Genomic DNA, 16,634 nt, shown 5'->3' with positions numbered 1-16,634 from the left:
ATCTCAACTATCGTGCGGCGCTCCGCGTCGCATGCCGTTCTGGACGCTCCGCGTCCGATCTTGAGTATGCGGCGCGGCGCAGATCTGTGACGCGGAGCGTCACGCACGGCATTCCCACGCTGGAGCGTGAGGAACGATCATCACACTATCGTGCGGCGCTCCGCGTCGCATGCCGTTCTGGACGCTCCGCGTCCTCTTTACCTATGACAGCCCTGCATCCACCAGCCATTGCTCCAGGCCTTCGAGGTCGGGAATGCGGGCTACGGTTTCGCCGATCTGTACGGCGGCCAGCTCCAGTTCGGCCAGCGGAACGTCGACGTAGCTCAACTGGCTGTCGACCTTGCACGAGCGCGGGATGCCCTGGGTCAGCAGGGCGATGAACCTGACATCGTTGCGTCCGCCCAGTGCGTTGAGCACCACGATCCGGGCTCGACCGCCGACACGGGTGCGGCCTCCGCAGGCGGCTTCGAAGCTGAGCAGCGGCAAGGTCAGTTCGCGCCAGCTGATCGGTCCCAGGTACCACTCGGGGGCGCCCGGCTCTGCGCTGCAATCCTGGTAATCGATCAACTCGGCGACCGCGACGTTAGGCAGCAGCAGATGCCGGTCACTCAACGGCAGCAGCAGGCCGGTCAGACTGGTCAGCCGGCTGGTCTGGAACGTGCCTTCAGACATGCGCCTGGCTCCAGTAAGCGATGCTCTCCAGCAACACGGTTTCCTGATAGGGCTTGCTCAGGTACTCGTTGACGCCCACCGCCATCGCCCGATCGCGATGCTTCTGGCCCGAGCGAGAGGTGATCATGATGATAGGCAGTTCCTTGAGCTGTTCGTCCTGGCGGATCTGGCTGGCCACTTCAAAGCCGTCCATACGCGGCATTTCGATATCGAGCAGCATGATGTCAGGCGTGTGCTCCTGCAACAGGGTCATGGCATCGACACCGTCCTTGGCAGTCAGTACGTGCATGCCGTGGCGCTCCAGCAAGCGGCTGGTGACTTTGCGCACCGTCACCGAATCGTCCACCACCATCACCAGCAACGGTCTGGCGTGCTCGGCTTCGTGGTAGGCAGGTGCCAACCCTCTGAAAGGCAAGCCCTGCAAGGTACGGATCTGCGCCATCAGATCGAGAATCAGCACCACGCGGCCGTCACCCAGAATGGTCGCACCGGAAATGCCCTGCACCCTTGAGAACTGCGTACCAAGGCTCTTGACCACGATCTCGCGCGAGCCTGCCAGCGCATCGACCTGCACCGCCACCCACTGATCCTGCAGATGCACCAGCAACACCGGCAGCGGCTGCAATTGCCCGGCCAGTCTGGGCGGGCTGCTGCCCAGCAACTCGCCCAGATAGCGCAACTCGTAACTGCGTCCGCCATATTGATAGCGCGGCGGGGTGGTCTGGTAATAGCCGTCCAGCTCATTGGCCATGACACGCACGATGCCATCGACGGTATTGAGCGGTACCGCATACTGTTCTTCGCCGCACGTCACCATCAACGCCCGGTTGACCGACACCGAAATCGGCAGCCGGATACGGAAGCGCGTGCCCTTGCCCGGCACCGAGTCGATGACCATGGAACCGCCCAGTTGCTTGACCTCGGCGTGCACCACATCCATGCCCACACCACGGCCGGAAATCTGGGTGATGATCTCGCTGGTGGAAAACCCCGCCTGCAGAATGAACGGCAACACTTCATGGTCGGACAGATCGGCATCCGGGTGGATCATGCCGCGCTTGATGGCCTTGCGACGTACTGCAGCGAGGTCAACGCCAGAGCCATCATCGCTCAGTTCGATGACCATATCGCCGCCTTCGTACATCAGTTCCAGACTGATATGGCCCTGCTCCGGCTTGCCGGCGGCGATGCGTTTTTCGGTGCTTTCAAGCCCGTGATCGACGGCGTTGCGCAGCATGTGCTCAAGAGGCGCGACCATTCGCTCCAGCACGTTGCGGTCCATTTCACCGTCGGCATTGCCCACTTCGAAATGGACTTTCTTGTGCAGTTCCGACGCCACTTGGCGTACCACACGACGCAGGCGTGGCACCAATCGCTCGAACGGCACCATGCGCGTACGCATCAGGCCTTCCTGGAGCTGGGTGTTGACCCTGGCCTGTTGCGACAGCAGCGTTTCTGCGTCGCGGGCGCGCGCACCGAGGGTTTCCTTGAGGTCCATCAGGTCGGACGCCGATTCGAACAAGGCGCGCGACAGTTGCTGTAACTGCGAATGACGGTCCATTTCCAGCGGGTCGAACTCTTCGTAACCCAGCCGCTCGGCCTGGACCTGCTCCCGGCTAAGGATGCGCCCCTGGGTTTCCATATCGAGACGACGCAATTGGTCGCGCATCCGCTCGATGGTGGTTTCCATCTCGACCAGAGCGATCTGCGAATCAATGATCTGCTGTTCGATGCGTCCACGGAAGATGGATGTTTCGCCGGCCAGGTTGACCAGGTCTTCCAGTTGCTCGGCAGGCACCTTGACCATTTCCGGGCCGCTGCGCTCGGCCTCCCCTTCGGCGACCGGGGCCACGGCGACGACTGACTCCGGACTGACTTCCGGGTCCTGCGCAGCCAGCGGTGCGCCCACCGGCTCATCGGTGGCCAGCCTGCGAATGCTCTCAATCAGCAAGGTGGCATCAGGCAACGGTTTTTCATTGCGCACGGCATCGAGCATGTCGGCCAGCACATCCTGACCGCTCTGCAACAGGCCGATCATCAACGGCGCGGGCTGCAGACTTCCGGTGGAAAGCCCCTCGTAAAGCGTCTCCAGCTCGTGAGCGAGGTCGCCTATCGGAGCGATTTCCACCATCCGCGCGCCGCCCTTGAGGGTGTGCAGGTCGCGCAGCAGGTTTTCGACCTCCAGCATGTTATGCGGATCGGCCTGCCAGCGGGCCAATGCCGCGCCGGAGCTTTCCATGATGTCGAAACCTTCCTCGAGGAAGACTTCACGCAGCTCGGTGTCATGTTCGGGAAGATCTTCATTGGCCAGCGGCGAGGCCTGCACCTCGGGCCCGGTGCTCTCGAGCGTGCGGCAGCTGCGCAGCGCTTCGATCAAGGCCGAAGGGTCGCTGAGCGCTTCCTGCCGATACAGTTGCTCGAGCAGAATCGCCAGATGGTCGTGGCTCTCGTGCAGCAGCTCGGCCAGCGTCGGCGAATGGTTGAAGCGCCGGTCGATCAAGCCTTCGTAGAGGTTTTCCAGTTCGTGGGCCAGATCGCCCACCTCGCCCACCTCAGCCATCCGCGCACCGCCCTTGAGGGTGTGCAGGTCACGCTGCAACGAGGCCAGCGGCGCAGGGTTTTCTGGGTCGGCCAGCCAGCGCTGCAACGCTTGACCGGCACTGTCGAGGATATCGACGGCTTCCTCCAGAAATATCTCGACGATTTCGTCGTCCGGACCGGCAACGTCAGTGTCAGTGTGCCCGGCCTCGTTGGCCAGTTGCTCGGTGGCGGCGTTGAGCTCGGTAACGCTCAACGTGCGATGGCCGTCGCTCTTGACCAGCCCGGTCGCCGACGGGTCAAGCGCCTGATCCAGCAACTGGTTCAAGGCACGCACGCACTCGGGACGCGGCTCGACATCCTGGCCGGCAGCCACCTGATCAAGCATGTTGATCAGCGCTTCGTGAGCATTTTCTGCCACATCGAAAAACCGTTCGCTGACCGCCAGACTGCTTTCTTCGACCGCCCCGTAGAGGTCGAGCAAGGCTTCGCACAGTTCATCGACCTGCGGCAGGTCGGCCAGATGCGCGCCGTGACCGAGGGTGGTCAGCTCATCGAGCAGCGTGCTCAGTTCCTGACGTTCGCCGGGGTGCTGCCGCCAGCGCCGCAGGAGGTTTTCCGCATCCAGCACGATGTCCATGCCTTCGGCCAGAAAACTGGCGAGCAGCGTGGGGTTGCGCTTGATCCGCAGGCCGCTGTCCGACTCGCGCAGCACCACGGTGAGGCGCTCGTTGAGCATCGCCAGGGCGGCCTCGATCAGCGGCGCGGCACCCGGAATATCGGCCAGCGGCGTGCTGTCGAGTTGCTCGAGGCCCTTGTGCAGCAACGGCTCGGCGCTGCGCAGCAGGACGAGTTCCGGTGAGCCGATATCGATGAGGTTGGCCTTGTATTCACGCACCAGTTGATCGAGCGGGCTGGCCAGTTCGGCAATCGGCAGCACCCCGGCCATGTGCGCGCTGCCCTTGAGCGTATGCAGCGCACGCAGCACCGCGTCGCTGATCGCCGGCGACGCTGATTGTTCGGCGTTGTCGAGGAAGCGGCCGAGGGTGTTCAGATGGCCGAGCGCTTCCTGACGGAAAATCTCCAGCAACTGTGGATCGAGCGCTTCGGCGGCAACAGGCTCGCCTGCCTCATGATCATCCGCGACCTGCAGCGTCGGCAGCTCCAGCCCATTGGCCAACGCATGGGCACGGGCCGCCAACAGGTCGACATCGTTACGCTGGCACTGTGCATCTTCGGCAAAGTCGCGGATGACCGACGGCAGCAGCGCCTGCACTTCGCTCATCAATTGCTGCACCTCGAGGCCCGGCAGTACGTCGCCTTCCAGCATCCGGTTGAGCAGGTTTTCCACCGCCCAGGCCAGTTCGCTGAGGATCAGTGCACGCACCATCCGGCCGCTGCCCTTGAGCGTATGAAACGCACGGCGTACCTCGGTCAGCGCCGTGCTGTCCCAATGGCCGTCGCTGCCAAGCGAGGTGAACCAGCGCGGCAGGTACTCGCGCAGCGCGTCGAGCACCTCGTCGGCCTCTTCGAGAAACACATCGCGCAACTCGTCGTCCACCGCCTCTTCTCCGGCCGCGGGCGGCAACAGGCTGGTGGGTACGTTACGGGCAGGAGGGTTGACGGCCGAGACCGGGCTGGCGAGGACCTGGGCAATAGTCTGCGTGGGGCTGACCAGCGCCTTGCGGTCATCCAGCTCCAGCAACTCGTCCTGAGTGATGATCTCTTCGAGCAACGGCACTTCGAGAGTGTCCGCAGCGGGCGTATAGCCCAGCCGTGCCAGGCTTTGCTGGGCCATGTCGAGCACCTGGTCGCCAGGCGCCTGATGGTCTTCGAGCATGCGCTCCAGGTAATACTCGATGCCGGTGATGGTGTCGGCCAGGCAATCGAGCTGAACCCAGGTGGGACGGGTTTCGTCCACCAGCAGGTGTTCCTGAATGTATTCGTTACAAGCGGCCAGCAGGCTGGCAGCACGGGCCAGCGGGATCATCGCCAGCGCACCCCGTACCTGCACGATCAGCGCGCACAGCGGATCGAGCCGCTGCCGGTCCCACTCGCCGTCGATGTAATCGAGGATCACGTCCTTGGCCTGCTGCAACACCGTGCGGGCTTCGCGAATCACCAGTTGATGAATCTGCGTCAGGTCGGTAGTCGGCAGGCGGCTTTCCTCGCGGCTGACCTGCTCGTGACTGCCGGCCATGCCGGCAAGGGTCGATTCGACGTAGAGCAAGGCACCCGCGACATCCATCAGCGCAGCGTCGCTGGGCTCGCGCTGCCCCTGCGCCAGACCGAGCACCACAGACAACTGATCGATGATCACCTTGCGCGGCTGGCCGAAACCCAGCACCGCCAGGGTATCGGCAATCTGCCGCAACGGCGGCAGCAACGCGTTGAGCTCGCTGACATGCTGACGGTCGCCGCGCACGAACACGTCGAGCCGCTCCTTGACCCTGACCAGCCCTTCACACAAGGCCACGATCACCGAACGCATGGCGTCACGGTCCGGACCGGCCATGCGGGCGCGCTCTTCATTGACCACATCGTTGCCGGGCAAGGCATCGGCCAGCGCGTACTGGTCCTTGAGGTCGAGCATCTTCGGCGCCAGGCTGTCGGACTTGGCGATATAGAACAGCAGGCTTTTCAACAGCTCTTCGGGGGCGGGCTGGTTGATGCCGGTGACGCCCTGCTCGGCCAGACGCTTGAGTTCCTTGTCGGCGTCCTTCAGCAGACTGCGCAGCGCCGGGCTGTTGGTGAAGTTGCCATTGAGCATGGTTTCGACCAGTGCCGAGGCGATCCGCCAGAGCGCACCGAGCGGCGCGTCTTCGCACAACTGTTCAAGCCGGGCAAACACCTTGGCCATGTAGCCGAGCTGGGTCTGCACGCCCTGCTCGCGCATCAGGCCGGCCAGCGCCGCCTGCAGGGTCTGGCGCAGCTTGCGCAGCAGGTTGGGCAATTCCGGGGTATTGCGCCGCGCCAGCTCCTCGTCATCAAGCGGCGGCACGACGACCAGTTGCGGGGCGAACAGGCTGGTTTCCGAGAGCAGACTTTCCCCCCGCGCACTGCGCAGGTCATTGAGCAATGGCAAGACCACCAGCGGCAGGTCGCGGCGCGCGGAATGAATGCGTTCCAGGTAAACCGGCAACTGACTCATGGCCTGGATCAACAGTTGCTCGGACTCGATCGGATGGCTGACGCGGTTCTGCTGGACCGCCAGCGCCAGTTGCTCGATTTCCTCGGCCAGCAACGCGGCGCCGTAGAACTCGATCATCTGCAGGCTGCCGTGAACCTGATGCACCAGGTTCAGGCACTCGGCCATCGCTGCAGCGTTGGTCGGGTCTTCGATGAACGGGTCCAGCGCCTGTCGGGCCTGGCGCAGCGTTTCGGCGATCTCGCCCTTCAGCCACTCAAGAGCTACGTAATCGTGACGATCAGCCATGACGAGTACCGTCCGTTACCCAATCAAGGTTGTTCATGTGCGGTACATCATCCGGCTTTCTTCGATGACGGCAGGGCAAAGCCCGATACCGAGCGCCGCATTTCGCTGGCCATTTTCGCCAGGTTGCCGATGCTTTCGGCGGTGGCCGATGTGCCCGAGGTGGTCTGCGAAGTGGTCTGCTGAATGACGGTCATGATCTGCGAAATCTGCCCGGCAGACTCGGCCTGTTGGTGGGCGGCATCGGTGATACTTTCGATCAGCTCGGCCAGCACTCTGGACACCCCTTCGATTTCGCCCAGCGCCACCCCGGCGTCCTGCGCCAGCCGGGCACCGCGCACCACTTCGCTGGTGGTCTGCTCCATGGAGATAACCGCCTCGTTGGTGTCGTTCTGGATGGCCCGGACCAGCGTTTCGATCTGCTTGGTCGCAGACGACGAACGCTCGGCCAGCCGTTGTACTTCGTCGGCTACCACGGCAAACCCTCGTCCGGCATCACCGGCCATCGACGCCTGAATGGCAGCGTTGAGGGCCAGAATATTGGTCTGGTCGGCAATGTCGTCAATCAGGCTGACGATGTCGCCAATCTCCTGTGACGACTCGCCCAGACGCTTGATGCGCTTGGAGGTGTCCTGAATCTGCTCGCGAATGTTGTCCATGCCATGAATGGTGTTTTGCACCACCTCGTTGCCTTTATTGGCTATCGTCACGGAGCGCTCCGCCACGGCCGAGGACTCCGAGGCGTTGGTCGAAACCTGATCGATGGACGCCGCCATGTCGTTGATCGCTGTCGACGCCGCACTGATCTGCAACGCCTGGTGCTCTGAAGCAGCCGACAATTGCATGGCCGTCGCCTGGGTTTCGGTCACCGCAGCCGCTACCTGCTCGGCAGTCAGGTTGATGGTCACCACCAGCTCGCGCAACTGGTCGATGGAGTAATTGATGGAGTCGGCAATCGCCCCGGTGAAGTCCTCGGTCACCGAGGCCGTGACCGTCAGGTCGCCATCGGCGAGGTTCTCGATCTCGTCCAGCAGACGCATGATCGCCGTCTGGTTGCGTTCGCTCTTCTGCGCAGTTTCGCGCAACTGGCGATTGGTCTCGCGCACCATGACCAGACCGATGAGGATGATCGACGCCAGCGCCAGCAAGCCCAGCACATAGCCGCCGACGGTGTTCATGGTGCGGCGCTTGGCAAGGTTTTCCAGGCTGTTGGCGAGTACCGAGGTTTCATCCAGCAGGGTCTGTGAGGTGTTGAAGATGTTGCCCGAGGCCTCGCGCACCTGATACAGCTCGGGCGAGGTTTCGAGAATCTCGTCCACCGAGCCGGAGACGAATTCGAACAGCTCGGCGATCTCTGCCAGCCGCGCGCGCGCATCGCGGTCCTCGACTTGGGATATGCGCAGCGTGGCGTTGCCCTCCAGCATGCCGTTGAGCACCCGACCAAACTGGCTGGCATCGCGACCAAAGGCGTCGGCGGCCTGCACAGCCGTTTCATCACCGGCCAGCACGGTGTTGACCGAGCCGAGAATTCGTTCTGCGAGCAGCGCCTGGCGTTGCGCAACCACCACCTGTGCGGCGGGCGCACGGCTTTGCAGCAGGCTCTCGACGACTTTCTCGTATTCGGCCTGCAATTGCGGAATGGTTTCGGCCAGTGTTGCCGCCACCTGATGCAGCGACAGAACGGTCTGTTCGCTGGCCAGAATCACGTCGGTGCTCTTGCGCAGTCCTTCCCAGTCACGTTGCACGGTGCGCAATTCGTCGCGTATCAGGTCGGGGGCCGCAGGCAATCCGGTGGCCGGGTCGCCCTTTCTCAGATAGCCCCAGCGCACGTCGAAATCATTGCGCGCATCGGCCAGCAACTTGAACGCCTGGGTTTTGCCGGCAGCCGCTTCGGTGGCGTTTTTCGCGATGCGTTGCGACAGGACGCGCAGCTCACCGGCATGCCCGATGTACTGTTTGTCGTAGTTGGACTGAGTGTTGAGGTAAGCGAAGTTGGCGAACAGCAACATGATGAAAACGATAAGCGCCACGAACAGCAGAATAATCTGCGTCCGGCTTCTTGCGCCTTCCCTTGACCGGTCTGTACTACTCATTAATCAGGCCCCCGCCTGGATCAATTGTGAAACACACCAGGCCCGACATGCTAGGAAGCCAGGTCCATGAACTCCGCAGACTGCACCAGCGCCCACGGGCTGAAGATCTGCCACGCCTGTTCGCGGATAAACTGCCCGCGCAGGAACGGCACCATACGCTGATCCATGTCCTGCGGGGTCTGGGGTATGAGGCTCAACTGACTGAAACGTTGCATGCCGAACACTTCATCGACCAGCAGACCGGCAAATACATCATGGTGCTCGACCACCAGCACCCGTCGCTGTTTGCGCACCGGCACCAGTTCGTGGCCGAAAAACCCGCACAGATCCATGAGTGGCAACAAGCGACCGCGCAGGTTGGCGATACCCGCCACCCAGAACTTCACACCGGGCATTACCGCATGATGGGGTTCGTGAAGGATTTCGGCGATCTCGCCGATCGGCGCTACAAACCGTTGCTCGCCCATGCGAAAGCCGATACCGACCCAGTCCTGCTGATGGGCTTCCTGCAGCGGCAGGCCCGCCGCCAGCGAACGACAGCGTCGATCCATATCCAGAAGCAGTTCAAAAGCGGTGCGCGGCTCGGCCATGGCGATTCCGGCAATCAGCCGGCCAGCACCGCATTCAGGGTTTTCATCAGGGTTTCTTCGTCCACCGGCTTGGTCAGGTAATCGCGTGCGCCCTGACGTTTGCCCCAGACCTTGTCGGTCTCCTGATCCTTGGTGGTAATCATGATCACCGGGATCATGCTGGTGTCGGCATCCTTGGTCAGCTGACGCGTGGCCTGAAAGCCGTTGAGCCCCGGCATGACGATGTCCATCAGCACGGCATCGGGCTTTTCCTGACGGGCCAGGGCCACGCCATCAGCGCCGTTTTCGGCCTTGAGCACTTCATGACCGTGCTTTTCCAGCATGCCGGTGAGTTTGTACATTTCAGTCGGCGAGTCATCGACGATCAATATTCGAGCCATGGGTGTTCCCCGTCAGATTACGAGCGCGCTACATCAGGCGCGGGCGTCATGGTATGTGTTGTTCTGCTGCAACGAAGCCCGGCACATGAGCCTTGATCGCGCTGAGCAGTTCTTCCTTGCTGAAAGGCTTGGTCAAAAACTGATCGGAACCGACAATCCGCCCCTTGGCCTTGTCGAACAGGCCGTCCTTGGAGGACAGCATGATGACCGGCGTCGACTTGAATGCCCGGTTGTTCTTGATCAGCGCGCAGGTCTGATAACCGTCCAGACGCGGCATCATGATATCGACGAATATGATTCGCGGGTGGTTATCGGCAATCTTGGCCAGCGCGTCGAAACCGTCTATCGCAGTGATGACTTCACAGCCTGCGTTCTTGAGCAGTGTTTCGGCGGTGCGGCGGATGGTCTTCGAATCATCGATGACCATGACTTTCAGGGCGGAGGCGTGTTGTTCCATAGCTGCTCTTCCATCGCCGCAGCGAATTTTTGCGCATTCTGCGAGGCACTGGGAGCCTGACGGTATCGCTTCGTTGACCCACTGGGACCGAAGACCGGATGCCGAGCCTTTTTAGCACACTCTCCAGACGCAATCCATAAAGTGCACCTTGGCGCATCGCGGCAGGCCTGCCCCTTGACCGGGAGCAATCGGAGCGCCACCCTGATGCCAATTTTACGGCCGTTGCGGCCCTTACCGATCAGAGGATATTGCCCATGAGCGTTCGCCTAGGGATTGTCATGGACCCCATTGAGCGCATTTCCTATAAAAAGGACAGCTCGCTGGCCATGCTGCTTGCCGCCCAGGAACGCGGCTGGTCACTGTTCTATATGGAACAGAAAGACCTGTATCAGAACGCCGGCCAAGCCCGCGCACGCATGAAGCCGCTCAAGGTGTTTGCCGATCCGGCCAAATGGTTCGAGTTCGAAGCCGAAGTCGACGCAGGTCTTGACGATCTGGACGTGATCCTGATGCGCAAGGATCCGCCGTTCGACATGGAGTTCGTCTACGCCACCTACCTGCTGGAGCAGGCCGAGCGTGCCGGCGTCCTGGTGGTCAACAAGCCGCAGAGCCTGCGTGACTGCAACGAGAAGCTGTTCGCCACGCTGTTCCCGCAGTGCACACCGCCGACACTGGTCAGTCGCCGCGCGGACATCATCCGTGAATTCGCCGAACAGCACGGCGACGTGATCCTCAAGCCGCTGGACGGCATGGGCGGTGCGTCGATCTTCCGCCATCGTGCGGGCGATCCGAACCTGTCAGTGATCCTCGAAACCCTGACCGCCCACGGCACGCAGCAAATCATGGCGCAGGGCTACCTGCCCGCCATCAAGGACGGCGACAAACGCATTCTGATGGTCGATGGCGAACCGGTCCCGTATTGCCTGGCGCGCATCCCGGCAGCCGGCGAAACGCGTGGCAATCTGGCGGCAGGCGGGCGTGGCGAGGCCCGTCCGTTGAGCGACAAGGACCGCTGGATCGCCGAACAGATCGGCCCGACCCTGCGTGAAAAAGGCCTGCTGTTCGTCGGCCTCGACGTGATCGGTGAGCACCTGACCGAAATCAACGTCACCAGCCCGACCTGCATCCGCGAGATCGACAACGCCTTCGGCACCAACATTGGTGGCCTGCTGATGGACGCGATCGAGAAGAAGCTGCAAGCACGCAAGGGCTGATCAGCCACTGACGCCGCCGGCCACGGTCAACACCGTGCGCCACGGCGTCAGATCGATTCCCTTCGTCCGATCCGCAGCAGAGCGGCGCGGCACATTGCGTTATCATGCGCCACCTGTAACACGACACGGATTTTGACATGCAGGCTGACGAGATGCTGAACCGCCAATGACATCCATGGCCAAAAACGACCTCCCCCTGGAACTCGCCAACGCCGGTGTGCGTCCTGCCGATCGCCTGGGCTTTACCATGATGATTGCGGCGCTGATTCACCTCGCGGTGATCCTTGGCGTGGGGTTCACCTATGTAAAGCCGGAGCAGATCTCGCAGACGCTGGAAATCACCCTGGCCACCTTCAAAAGCGAAGAAAAGCCCAAGCAGGCTGACTTTCTGGCGCAAGACGATCAGCAGGGCAGCGGCACCCTGGACAAGGCCGAAACGCTCAAGACCACTGAACTGGCGCCCTATCAGGACACCAAGGTCAACAAGGTCACGCCGCCCCCGGCCAGCAAGCCGGTGGTCAAACAGGAAGCGCCGAAGACCGCCGTCGCGACTACCGCGCCCAGCCAGCAGAAAACCGTTGCCAAACGCGATGAGGTCAAGCCCGAGCCCGCCACCAAGGCTGCACCGACCTTCGACAGCTCGGAACTGAGCAACGAAATCGCCAGCCTGGAAGCCGAACTGTCGACCGAACAGCAGCTTTACGCCAAGCGCCCGAAGATCCACCGCCTCAATGCGGCGTCGACCATGCGCGACAAAGGCGCCTGGTACAAGGATGACTGGCGCAAGAAGGTCGAGCGGGTCGGAAACCTGAACTATCCTGAGGAAGCACGACGCAAGCAGATCTACGGTAATTTACGACTTCTTGTGTCAATCAATCGGGACGGCTCGTTGTATGAAGTGCTGGTGCTTGAATCTTCAGGGCAGCCTTTGCTGGATCAGGCCGCACAGCGAATCGTGCGTCTGGCGGCGCCTTTTGCGCCGTTCACCGGCGATCTGGCGGATATCGATCGACTGGAGATCATCCGCACCTGGAAATTTGCACGCGGAGACAAGCTGTCAAGCAACTGAACTTTTTGCCCGCTGACGCTCGACACCCACACGTGTCAGTTGTCAGCCGCGCAAGGCAACGCCAAACTAGGGCTCATGAAAAAAGTCTCTCCGAGTTATCTCAAGCATCAGTTCCTCATCGCCATGCCTCACATGCACGATGAGAACTTTGCTCAGACCTTGACCTACATTGTCGAGCACAACGCCAATGGCGCCATGGGGCTGGTGATCAACCGCCCGCAAAGCCTGACCCTGGCCGATGTACTCGAACAACTGCGACCGGAGCTTCCGGCACCGAGACACTGCCAGGACATCGTCATTCATACCGGCGGGCCGGTGCAGACCGATCGCGGCTTTGTCCTGCATCCCAGCGGCCAGACCTTTCAGGCGACGGTCAATCTTCCGGGCGGAATTTCCTTGTCGACTTCTCAGGATGTGCTGTTCTCCATCGCCGATGGCTACGGACCTGATCAAAATGTGATCACCCTGGGTTATGCGGGATGGGACGCCGGTCAACTGGATGCTGAAATGGCCGACAATGCCTGGCTGACCTGTTCGTTCGACCCGGCCATCCTGTTCGATGTGGACAGCGAGCAGCGTCTGGACGCCGCCGCCAGACGTCTGGGCATCAATCTCAACCTGATCTCGACCCAGGCAGGGCACGCTTGATGGCCGCCTTACGGCTGCTGCTGGGCATTGATTACGGCACCAAACAGATCGGCGTTGCGGTCGGCCAGGCGATTACCGGCCAGGCACGTGAACTCTGCACGCTCAAGGCGCAGAATGGCGTGCCGGACTGGGACAAGGTCCAGGCGCTGATCAACGAGTGGAAACCTGATGCGATCGTGGTGGGTCTGCCGTTGAACATGGACGGCACGCCCAGCGACATGAGCGCGCGCGCGGAAAAATTCTCGCGCAAGCTCAACGGACGCTTTGGTGTAACGGTCTACACCCATGATGAACGCCTGACCACCTTCGAAGCCAAGGGCGAGCGCATGGCGCGCGGCGGCCAGAAGGGCAGCTATCGCGACAATCCGGTGGATGCCATTGCCGCTGCGCTATTGCTGCAAGGCTGGCTGGACGAGCACCCCGAACTGTTGAATGTGTGACTTTTTCTGCCTTTATCGCTTCGAGATACCCGGATTCCACGTTATCGCTTGAGCATCGCGCCACGGACCAGACTGTGTAAAAACGTTACGAGCGAAGGCAAGACAAGGCAAAAACAGGCGAAAACGGCCGGGGTCGCGACCGACCTTAGGTGTTCTAAATGAGCATTTTTCGCCTGTTTTTAACGCAGTATTGCCAAGCGCAGTAGTTTTTACACAGTCTGGGAAGGACGCTGCCCGAGCCTCTAAGGAGCAACCATGAGCCTGCCCGATCCCGCCGAACTGATTCGTCAGATGGCCACTGACCTGAACGCTCACCTGAGCAAGCGCGGCATCAGCGACCCTCGTTTCATCGGCATCCGCACTGGCGGTGTCTGGGTTGCCCAGGCGCTGCTCAAGGCACTGAACAACCCCGCTCCGCTGGGCACGCTGGACGTTTCGTTCTATCGCGATGATTTCAGCCAGAACGGCCTGCACCCTCAGGTGCGCCCTTCTGAACTGCCGTTCGAGATCGAAGGCCAGCATCTGGTGCTGATCGATGACGTGCTGATGAGCGGCCGCACCGTCCGCGCCGCGCTCAACGAACTGTTCGATTACGGCCGCCCGGCCAGTGTCACGCTGGTCTGCCTGCTGGACCTGGACGCCGGTGAACTGCCGGTGCGTCCGAACGTGGTCGGCGCCACCCTGTCGCTGGCACCGAATGAACGCATCAAGCTGTCCGGCCCAGAGCCGCTGGCGCTCGAACTTCAAGACCTCTCCACCGCCCTTTAAGAGTCCATTGCGATGACGCCTCTCGACGCCAAGCGCCCGCTGCAGCTCAACCACTTGGGCCAGCTGCGCCATTTCCTGTCTCTGGACGGCTTGCCCCGCGAGCTGCTTACCGAAATTCTCGACACGGCCGACTCGTTCCTTGAAGTCGGCGCCCGGGCGGTCAAGAAAGTCCCGTTGTTGCGCGGCAAGACGGTGTGCAACGTGTTCTTCGAGAACTCCACGCGCACCCGCACCACCTTTGAGCTGGCAGCCCAGCGCCTGTCAGCCGACGTGATCACGCTGAACGTCTCGACCTCGTCCACCAGCAAGGGGGAAACGCTGTTCGACACCTTGCGCAACCTCGAAGCGATGGCCGCCGACATGTTCGTCGTGCGCCACGCCGACTCGGGTGCGGCGCACTTCATTGCCGAGCACGTATGCCCGGACGTCGCGATCATCAACGGCGGCGACGGACGCCATGCCCACCCGACCCAGGGCATGCTCGACATGCTGACCATCCGCCGTCACAAGGGCGGTTTCGAAAACCTGTCGGTGGCCATCGTCGGTGACATCCTGCATTCACGGGTCGCACGCTCCAATATGCTTGCGCTCAAGGCGCTGGGCTGCCCGGATATCCGCGTGATCGGGCCGAAAACCCTGCTGCCGGTAGGCGTCGAGCAATACGGGGTCAAGGTCTACACCGACCTCAACGAAGGTTTGAAGGACGTGGACGTGGTCATCATGCTGCGCCTGCAGCGTGAACGCATGACCGGCGGCCTGCTGCCCAGCGAAGGCGAGTTCTACCGCCTGTTCGGCCTGACCACCGCGCGCCTGGCGGCTGCGAAGCCGGATGCGATTGTCATGCACCCCGGCCCGATCAACCGCGGCGTGGAAATCGAATCGGCAGTGGCCGACGGCGCGCATTCGGTGATTCTCAATCAAGTGACTTACGGTATCGCGATCCGCATGGCGGTGCTGTCCATGGCCATGAGCGGACAAAACGCACAACGCCAATTCGAACAGGAGAACGCCCAGTGAAGCTCAGCATCCTCGGCGCTCGCGTCATCGACCCGGTCAGCGGGCTGGATCAAATCACTGACCTGCACCTTGAAGCAGGCAAACTCAGCGCCATCGGTTCGGCCCCGGCGGGTTTCGAGCCCACTCAGACCATCGACGCTACCGGGCTGGTCGCAGCACCGGGCCTGGTCGACCTCAATGTGTCCTTGCGCGAACCTGGCTACAGTCGCAAGGGCAGCATCGCCAGCGAAACCCGCGCAGCGGTGGCAGGCGGCGTGACCAGCCTGTGCTGCCCGCCACGTACCAAACCGGTGCTCGACACCTCGGCAGTGGCCGAGCTGATCCTCGACCGCGCCCGTGAGGCCGGGTTCAGCAAGGTGTTCCCCATCGGGGCGCTGAGCAAGGGCCTGGAAGGCGAACAGCTGGCAGAACTGATCGCCCTGCGCGACGCAGGTTGCGTGGCCTTCGGCAATGGTCTGAGCAGCTTCAGCAACACCCGCACGCTGTGCCGGGCACTGGAATATGCGGCGACCTTCGACCTGACGGTGATTTTCAACTCGCAGGATCGTGATCTGGCCGAAGGCGGTCTGGCACACGATGGTCCGACGGCCAGTTTCCTGGGTCTGGCGGGCATTCCCGAGACGGCCGAAACCGTAGCGCTGGCTCGCGACCTGTTGCTGGTCGAACAGAGCGGTGTACGTGCGCACTTCAGCCAGCTGACCAGTGCCCGTGGCGCGGCGCTGATCGCCCAGGCACAGGCGCGCGGTCTGCCGGTGACGGCGGATGTGGCGTTGTATCAGTTGATTCTGACTGACGAGGCGCTGATCGACTTCTCCAGCCTCTATCACGTCCAGCCGCCGCTGCGCACCCGCGCTGACCGCGATGGTCTGCGTGAAGCGGTGAAGAGCGGTGTCATTCAGGCGATTTCCAGCCATCACCAGCCGCACGAACGCGATGCCAAGCTGGCGCCGTTTGGCGCTACGGAGCCGGGCATCAGCAGCGTCGAACTGTTGCTGCCGCTGGCCATGACCCTGGTGGATGACGGCCTGCTGGACCTGCCGAGCCTAATCGCCCGCCTGAGCAGCGGCCCTGCCGCCGCGCTGCGCCTGCCAGCCGGCAAGCTGAGCGCAGGGGCACCCGCCGACATCGTCCTGTTCGACCCTGCCGCCTCGACGGTTGCCGGCGAGACCTGGCTGTCAAAAGGCGAAAACTGCCCCTTCATCGGTCACTGCCTGCCCGGTTCGGTACGCTACACACTGGTGGATGGACGGATCAGCTACAGCCGTTGAGCCCGCTCCGGGCTCTCGCTCCCACGTTCCTCGTTGCATCACTGTGG

The 16,634-nt window shown here is 62.1% G+C and carries 13 protein-coding genes; 7 read left to right on the top strand and 6 right to left on the bottom strand.

Annotation, left to right across the window (positions count from 1 at the left end):
• Positions 1-201: 201 nt before the first annotated feature.
• The 6 genes from PI739_RS08185 to pilG are packed head-to-tail and all read right to left on the bottom strand — an operon-like array spanning position 202 to position 10,163.
• On the bottom strand, positions 202-672 hold the full coding sequence (locus tag PI739_RS08185; RefSeq protein WP_002551743.1) for a chemotaxis protein CheW: 471 nt from the start codon (positions 670-672) through the stop codon (positions 202-204).
• Positions 665-6,646 (bottom strand): Hpt domain-containing protein, encoded by a 5,982-nt coding sequence (locus tag PI739_RS08180; protein WP_271351688.1) that lies wholly within the window; start codon positions 6,644-6,646, stop codon positions 665-667. The genes PI739_RS08185 and PI739_RS08180 overlap by 8 nt, the downstream gene beginning before the upstream one ends.
• A gap of 47 nt (positions 6,647-6,693) precedes the next feature.
• Positions 6,694-8,736 (bottom strand): methyl-accepting chemotaxis protein, encoded by a 2,043-nt coding sequence (locus PI739_RS08175; RefSeq protein WP_032609251.1) that lies wholly within the window; start codon positions 8,734-8,736, stop codon positions 6,694-6,696.
• Between the two features lie 50 nt (positions 8,737-8,786).
• Positions 8,787-9,326 (bottom strand): chemotaxis protein CheW, encoded by a 540-nt coding sequence (locus PI739_RS08170; RefSeq protein WP_003432055.1) that lies wholly within the window; start codon positions 9,324-9,326, stop codon positions 8,787-8,789.
• Positions 9,327-9,340: 14 nt separating this feature from the next.
• Positions 9,341-9,706, bottom strand: a complete 366-nt coding sequence (pilH, locus tag PI739_RS08165; RefSeq protein ID WP_003316741.1) for a twitching motility response regulator PilH — start codon at positions 9,704-9,706, stop codon at positions 9,341-9,343.
• Between the two features lie 46 nt (positions 9,707-9,752).
• On the bottom strand, positions 9,753-10,163 hold the full coding sequence (gene pilG, locus PI739_RS08160) for a twitching motility response regulator PilG (protein WP_003366149.1): 411 nt from the start codon (positions 10,161-10,163) through the stop codon (positions 9,753-9,755).
• Between the two features lie 254 nt (positions 10,164-10,417).
• Between pilG and gshB the strand changes: the two genes are divergently transcribed.
• The 7 genes from gshB to PI739_RS08125 all read left to right on the top strand — a co-directional run bounded on the left by gshB (position 10,418) and on the right by PI739_RS08125 (position 16,587).
• A complete protein-coding gene (gene gshB, locus PI739_RS08155; protein WP_003316740.1) occupies positions 10,418-11,377 on the top strand; it encodes a glutathione synthase in 960 nt (319 codons plus the stop codon).
• A gap of 166 nt (positions 11,378-11,543) precedes the next feature.
• The gene (locus PI739_RS08150) at positions 11,544-12,446 is read left to right on the top strand and encodes an energy transducer TonB (protein WP_032609252.1); all 903 of its coding nucleotides are present in this window, start codon (positions 11,544-11,546) and stop codon (positions 12,444-12,446) included.
• Between the two features lie 75 nt (positions 12,447-12,521).
• A complete protein-coding gene (locus PI739_RS08145; protein WP_003366147.1) occupies positions 12,522-13,094 on the top strand; it encodes a YqgE/AlgH family protein in 573 nt (190 codons plus the stop codon).
• Complete coding sequence (gene ruvX / locus PI739_RS08140) at positions 13,094-13,534, top strand: Holliday junction resolvase RuvX (RefSeq protein ID WP_002551734.1); 441 nt, start codon at positions 13,094-13,096, stop codon at positions 13,532-13,534. Before PI739_RS08145 ends, ruvX begins: the two co-directional genes overlap by 1 nt.
• 255 nt (positions 13,535-13,789) lie before the next feature.
• Positions 13,790-14,302, top strand: a complete 513-nt coding sequence (gene pyrR, locus PI739_RS08135; RefSeq protein WP_003366144.1) for a bifunctional pyr operon transcriptional regulator/uracil phosphoribosyltransferase PyrR — start codon at positions 13,790-13,792, stop codon at positions 14,300-14,302.
• 12 nt (positions 14,303-14,314) lie between these two features.
• A complete protein-coding gene (locus PI739_RS08130) occupies positions 14,315-15,319 on the top strand; it encodes an aspartate carbamoyltransferase catalytic subunit (protein WP_003366142.1) in 1,005 nt (334 codons plus the stop codon).
• Positions 15,316-16,587: a dihydroorotase gene (locus PI739_RS08125; RefSeq protein ID WP_129484618.1), complete on the top strand. Its 1,272-nt coding sequence runs from the start codon at positions 15,316-15,318 to the stop codon at positions 16,585-16,587. Before PI739_RS08130 ends, PI739_RS08125 begins: the two co-directional genes overlap by 4 nt.
• Positions 16,588-16,634: the final 47 nt, after the last annotated feature.

Source organism: Pseudomonas cerasi, assembly GCF_027983475.1.
Lineage (GTDB): Bacteria > Pseudomonadota > Gammaproteobacteria > Pseudomonadales > Pseudomonadaceae > Aquipseudomonas > Aquipseudomonas cerasi.
This window is presented reverse-complemented; position numbering and strand designations above follow the sequence as displayed.

What these genes read in the sequence shown, in the direction of transcription:
- PI739_RS08185 (WP_002551743.1), bottom strand. Translation starts at nt 672, where the DNA reads ATGTCTGAAGGCACGTTCCAGACCAGCCGGCTGACCAGTCTGACCGGC.
- PI739_RS08180 (WP_271351688.1), bottom strand. Translation starts at nt 6,646, where the DNA reads ATGGCTGATCGTCACGATTACGTAGCTCTTGAGTGGCTGAAGGGCGAG.
- PI739_RS08175 (WP_032609251.1), bottom strand. Translation starts at nt 8,736, where the DNA reads ATGAGTAGTACAGACCGGTCAAGGGAAGGCGCAAGAAGCCGGACGCAG.
- PI739_RS08170 (WP_003432055.1), bottom strand. Translation starts at nt 9,326, where the DNA reads ATGGCCGAGCCGCGCACCGCTTTTGAACTGCTTCTGGATATGGATCGA.
- pilH (WP_003316741.1), bottom strand. Translation starts at nt 9,706, where the DNA reads ATGGCTCGAATATTGATCGTCGATGACTCGCCGACTGAAATGTACAAA.
- pilG (WP_003366149.1), bottom strand. Translation starts at nt 10,163, where the DNA reads ATGGAACAACACGCCTCCGCCCTGAAAGTCATGGTCATCGATGATTCG.
- gshB (WP_003316740.1), top strand. Translation starts at nt 10,418, where the DNA reads ATGAGCGTTCGCCTAGGGATTGTCATGGACCCCATTGAGCGCATTTCC.
- PI739_RS08150 (WP_032609252.1), top strand. Translation starts at nt 11,544, where the DNA reads ATGACATCCATGGCCAAAAACGACCTCCCCCTGGAACTCGCCAACGCC.
- PI739_RS08145 (WP_003366147.1), top strand. Translation starts at nt 12,522, where the DNA reads ATGAAAAAAGTCTCTCCGAGTTATCTCAAGCATCAGTTCCTCATCGCC.
- ruvX (WP_002551734.1), top strand. Translation starts at nt 13,094, where the DNA reads ATGGCCGCCTTACGGCTGCTGCTGGGCATTGATTACGGCACCAAACAG.
- pyrR (WP_003366144.1), top strand. Translation starts at nt 13,790, where the DNA reads ATGAGCCTGCCCGATCCCGCCGAACTGATTCGTCAGATGGCCACTGAC.
- PI739_RS08130 (WP_003366142.1), top strand. Translation starts at nt 14,315, where the DNA reads ATGACGCCTCTCGACGCCAAGCGCCCGCTGCAGCTCAACCACTTGGGC.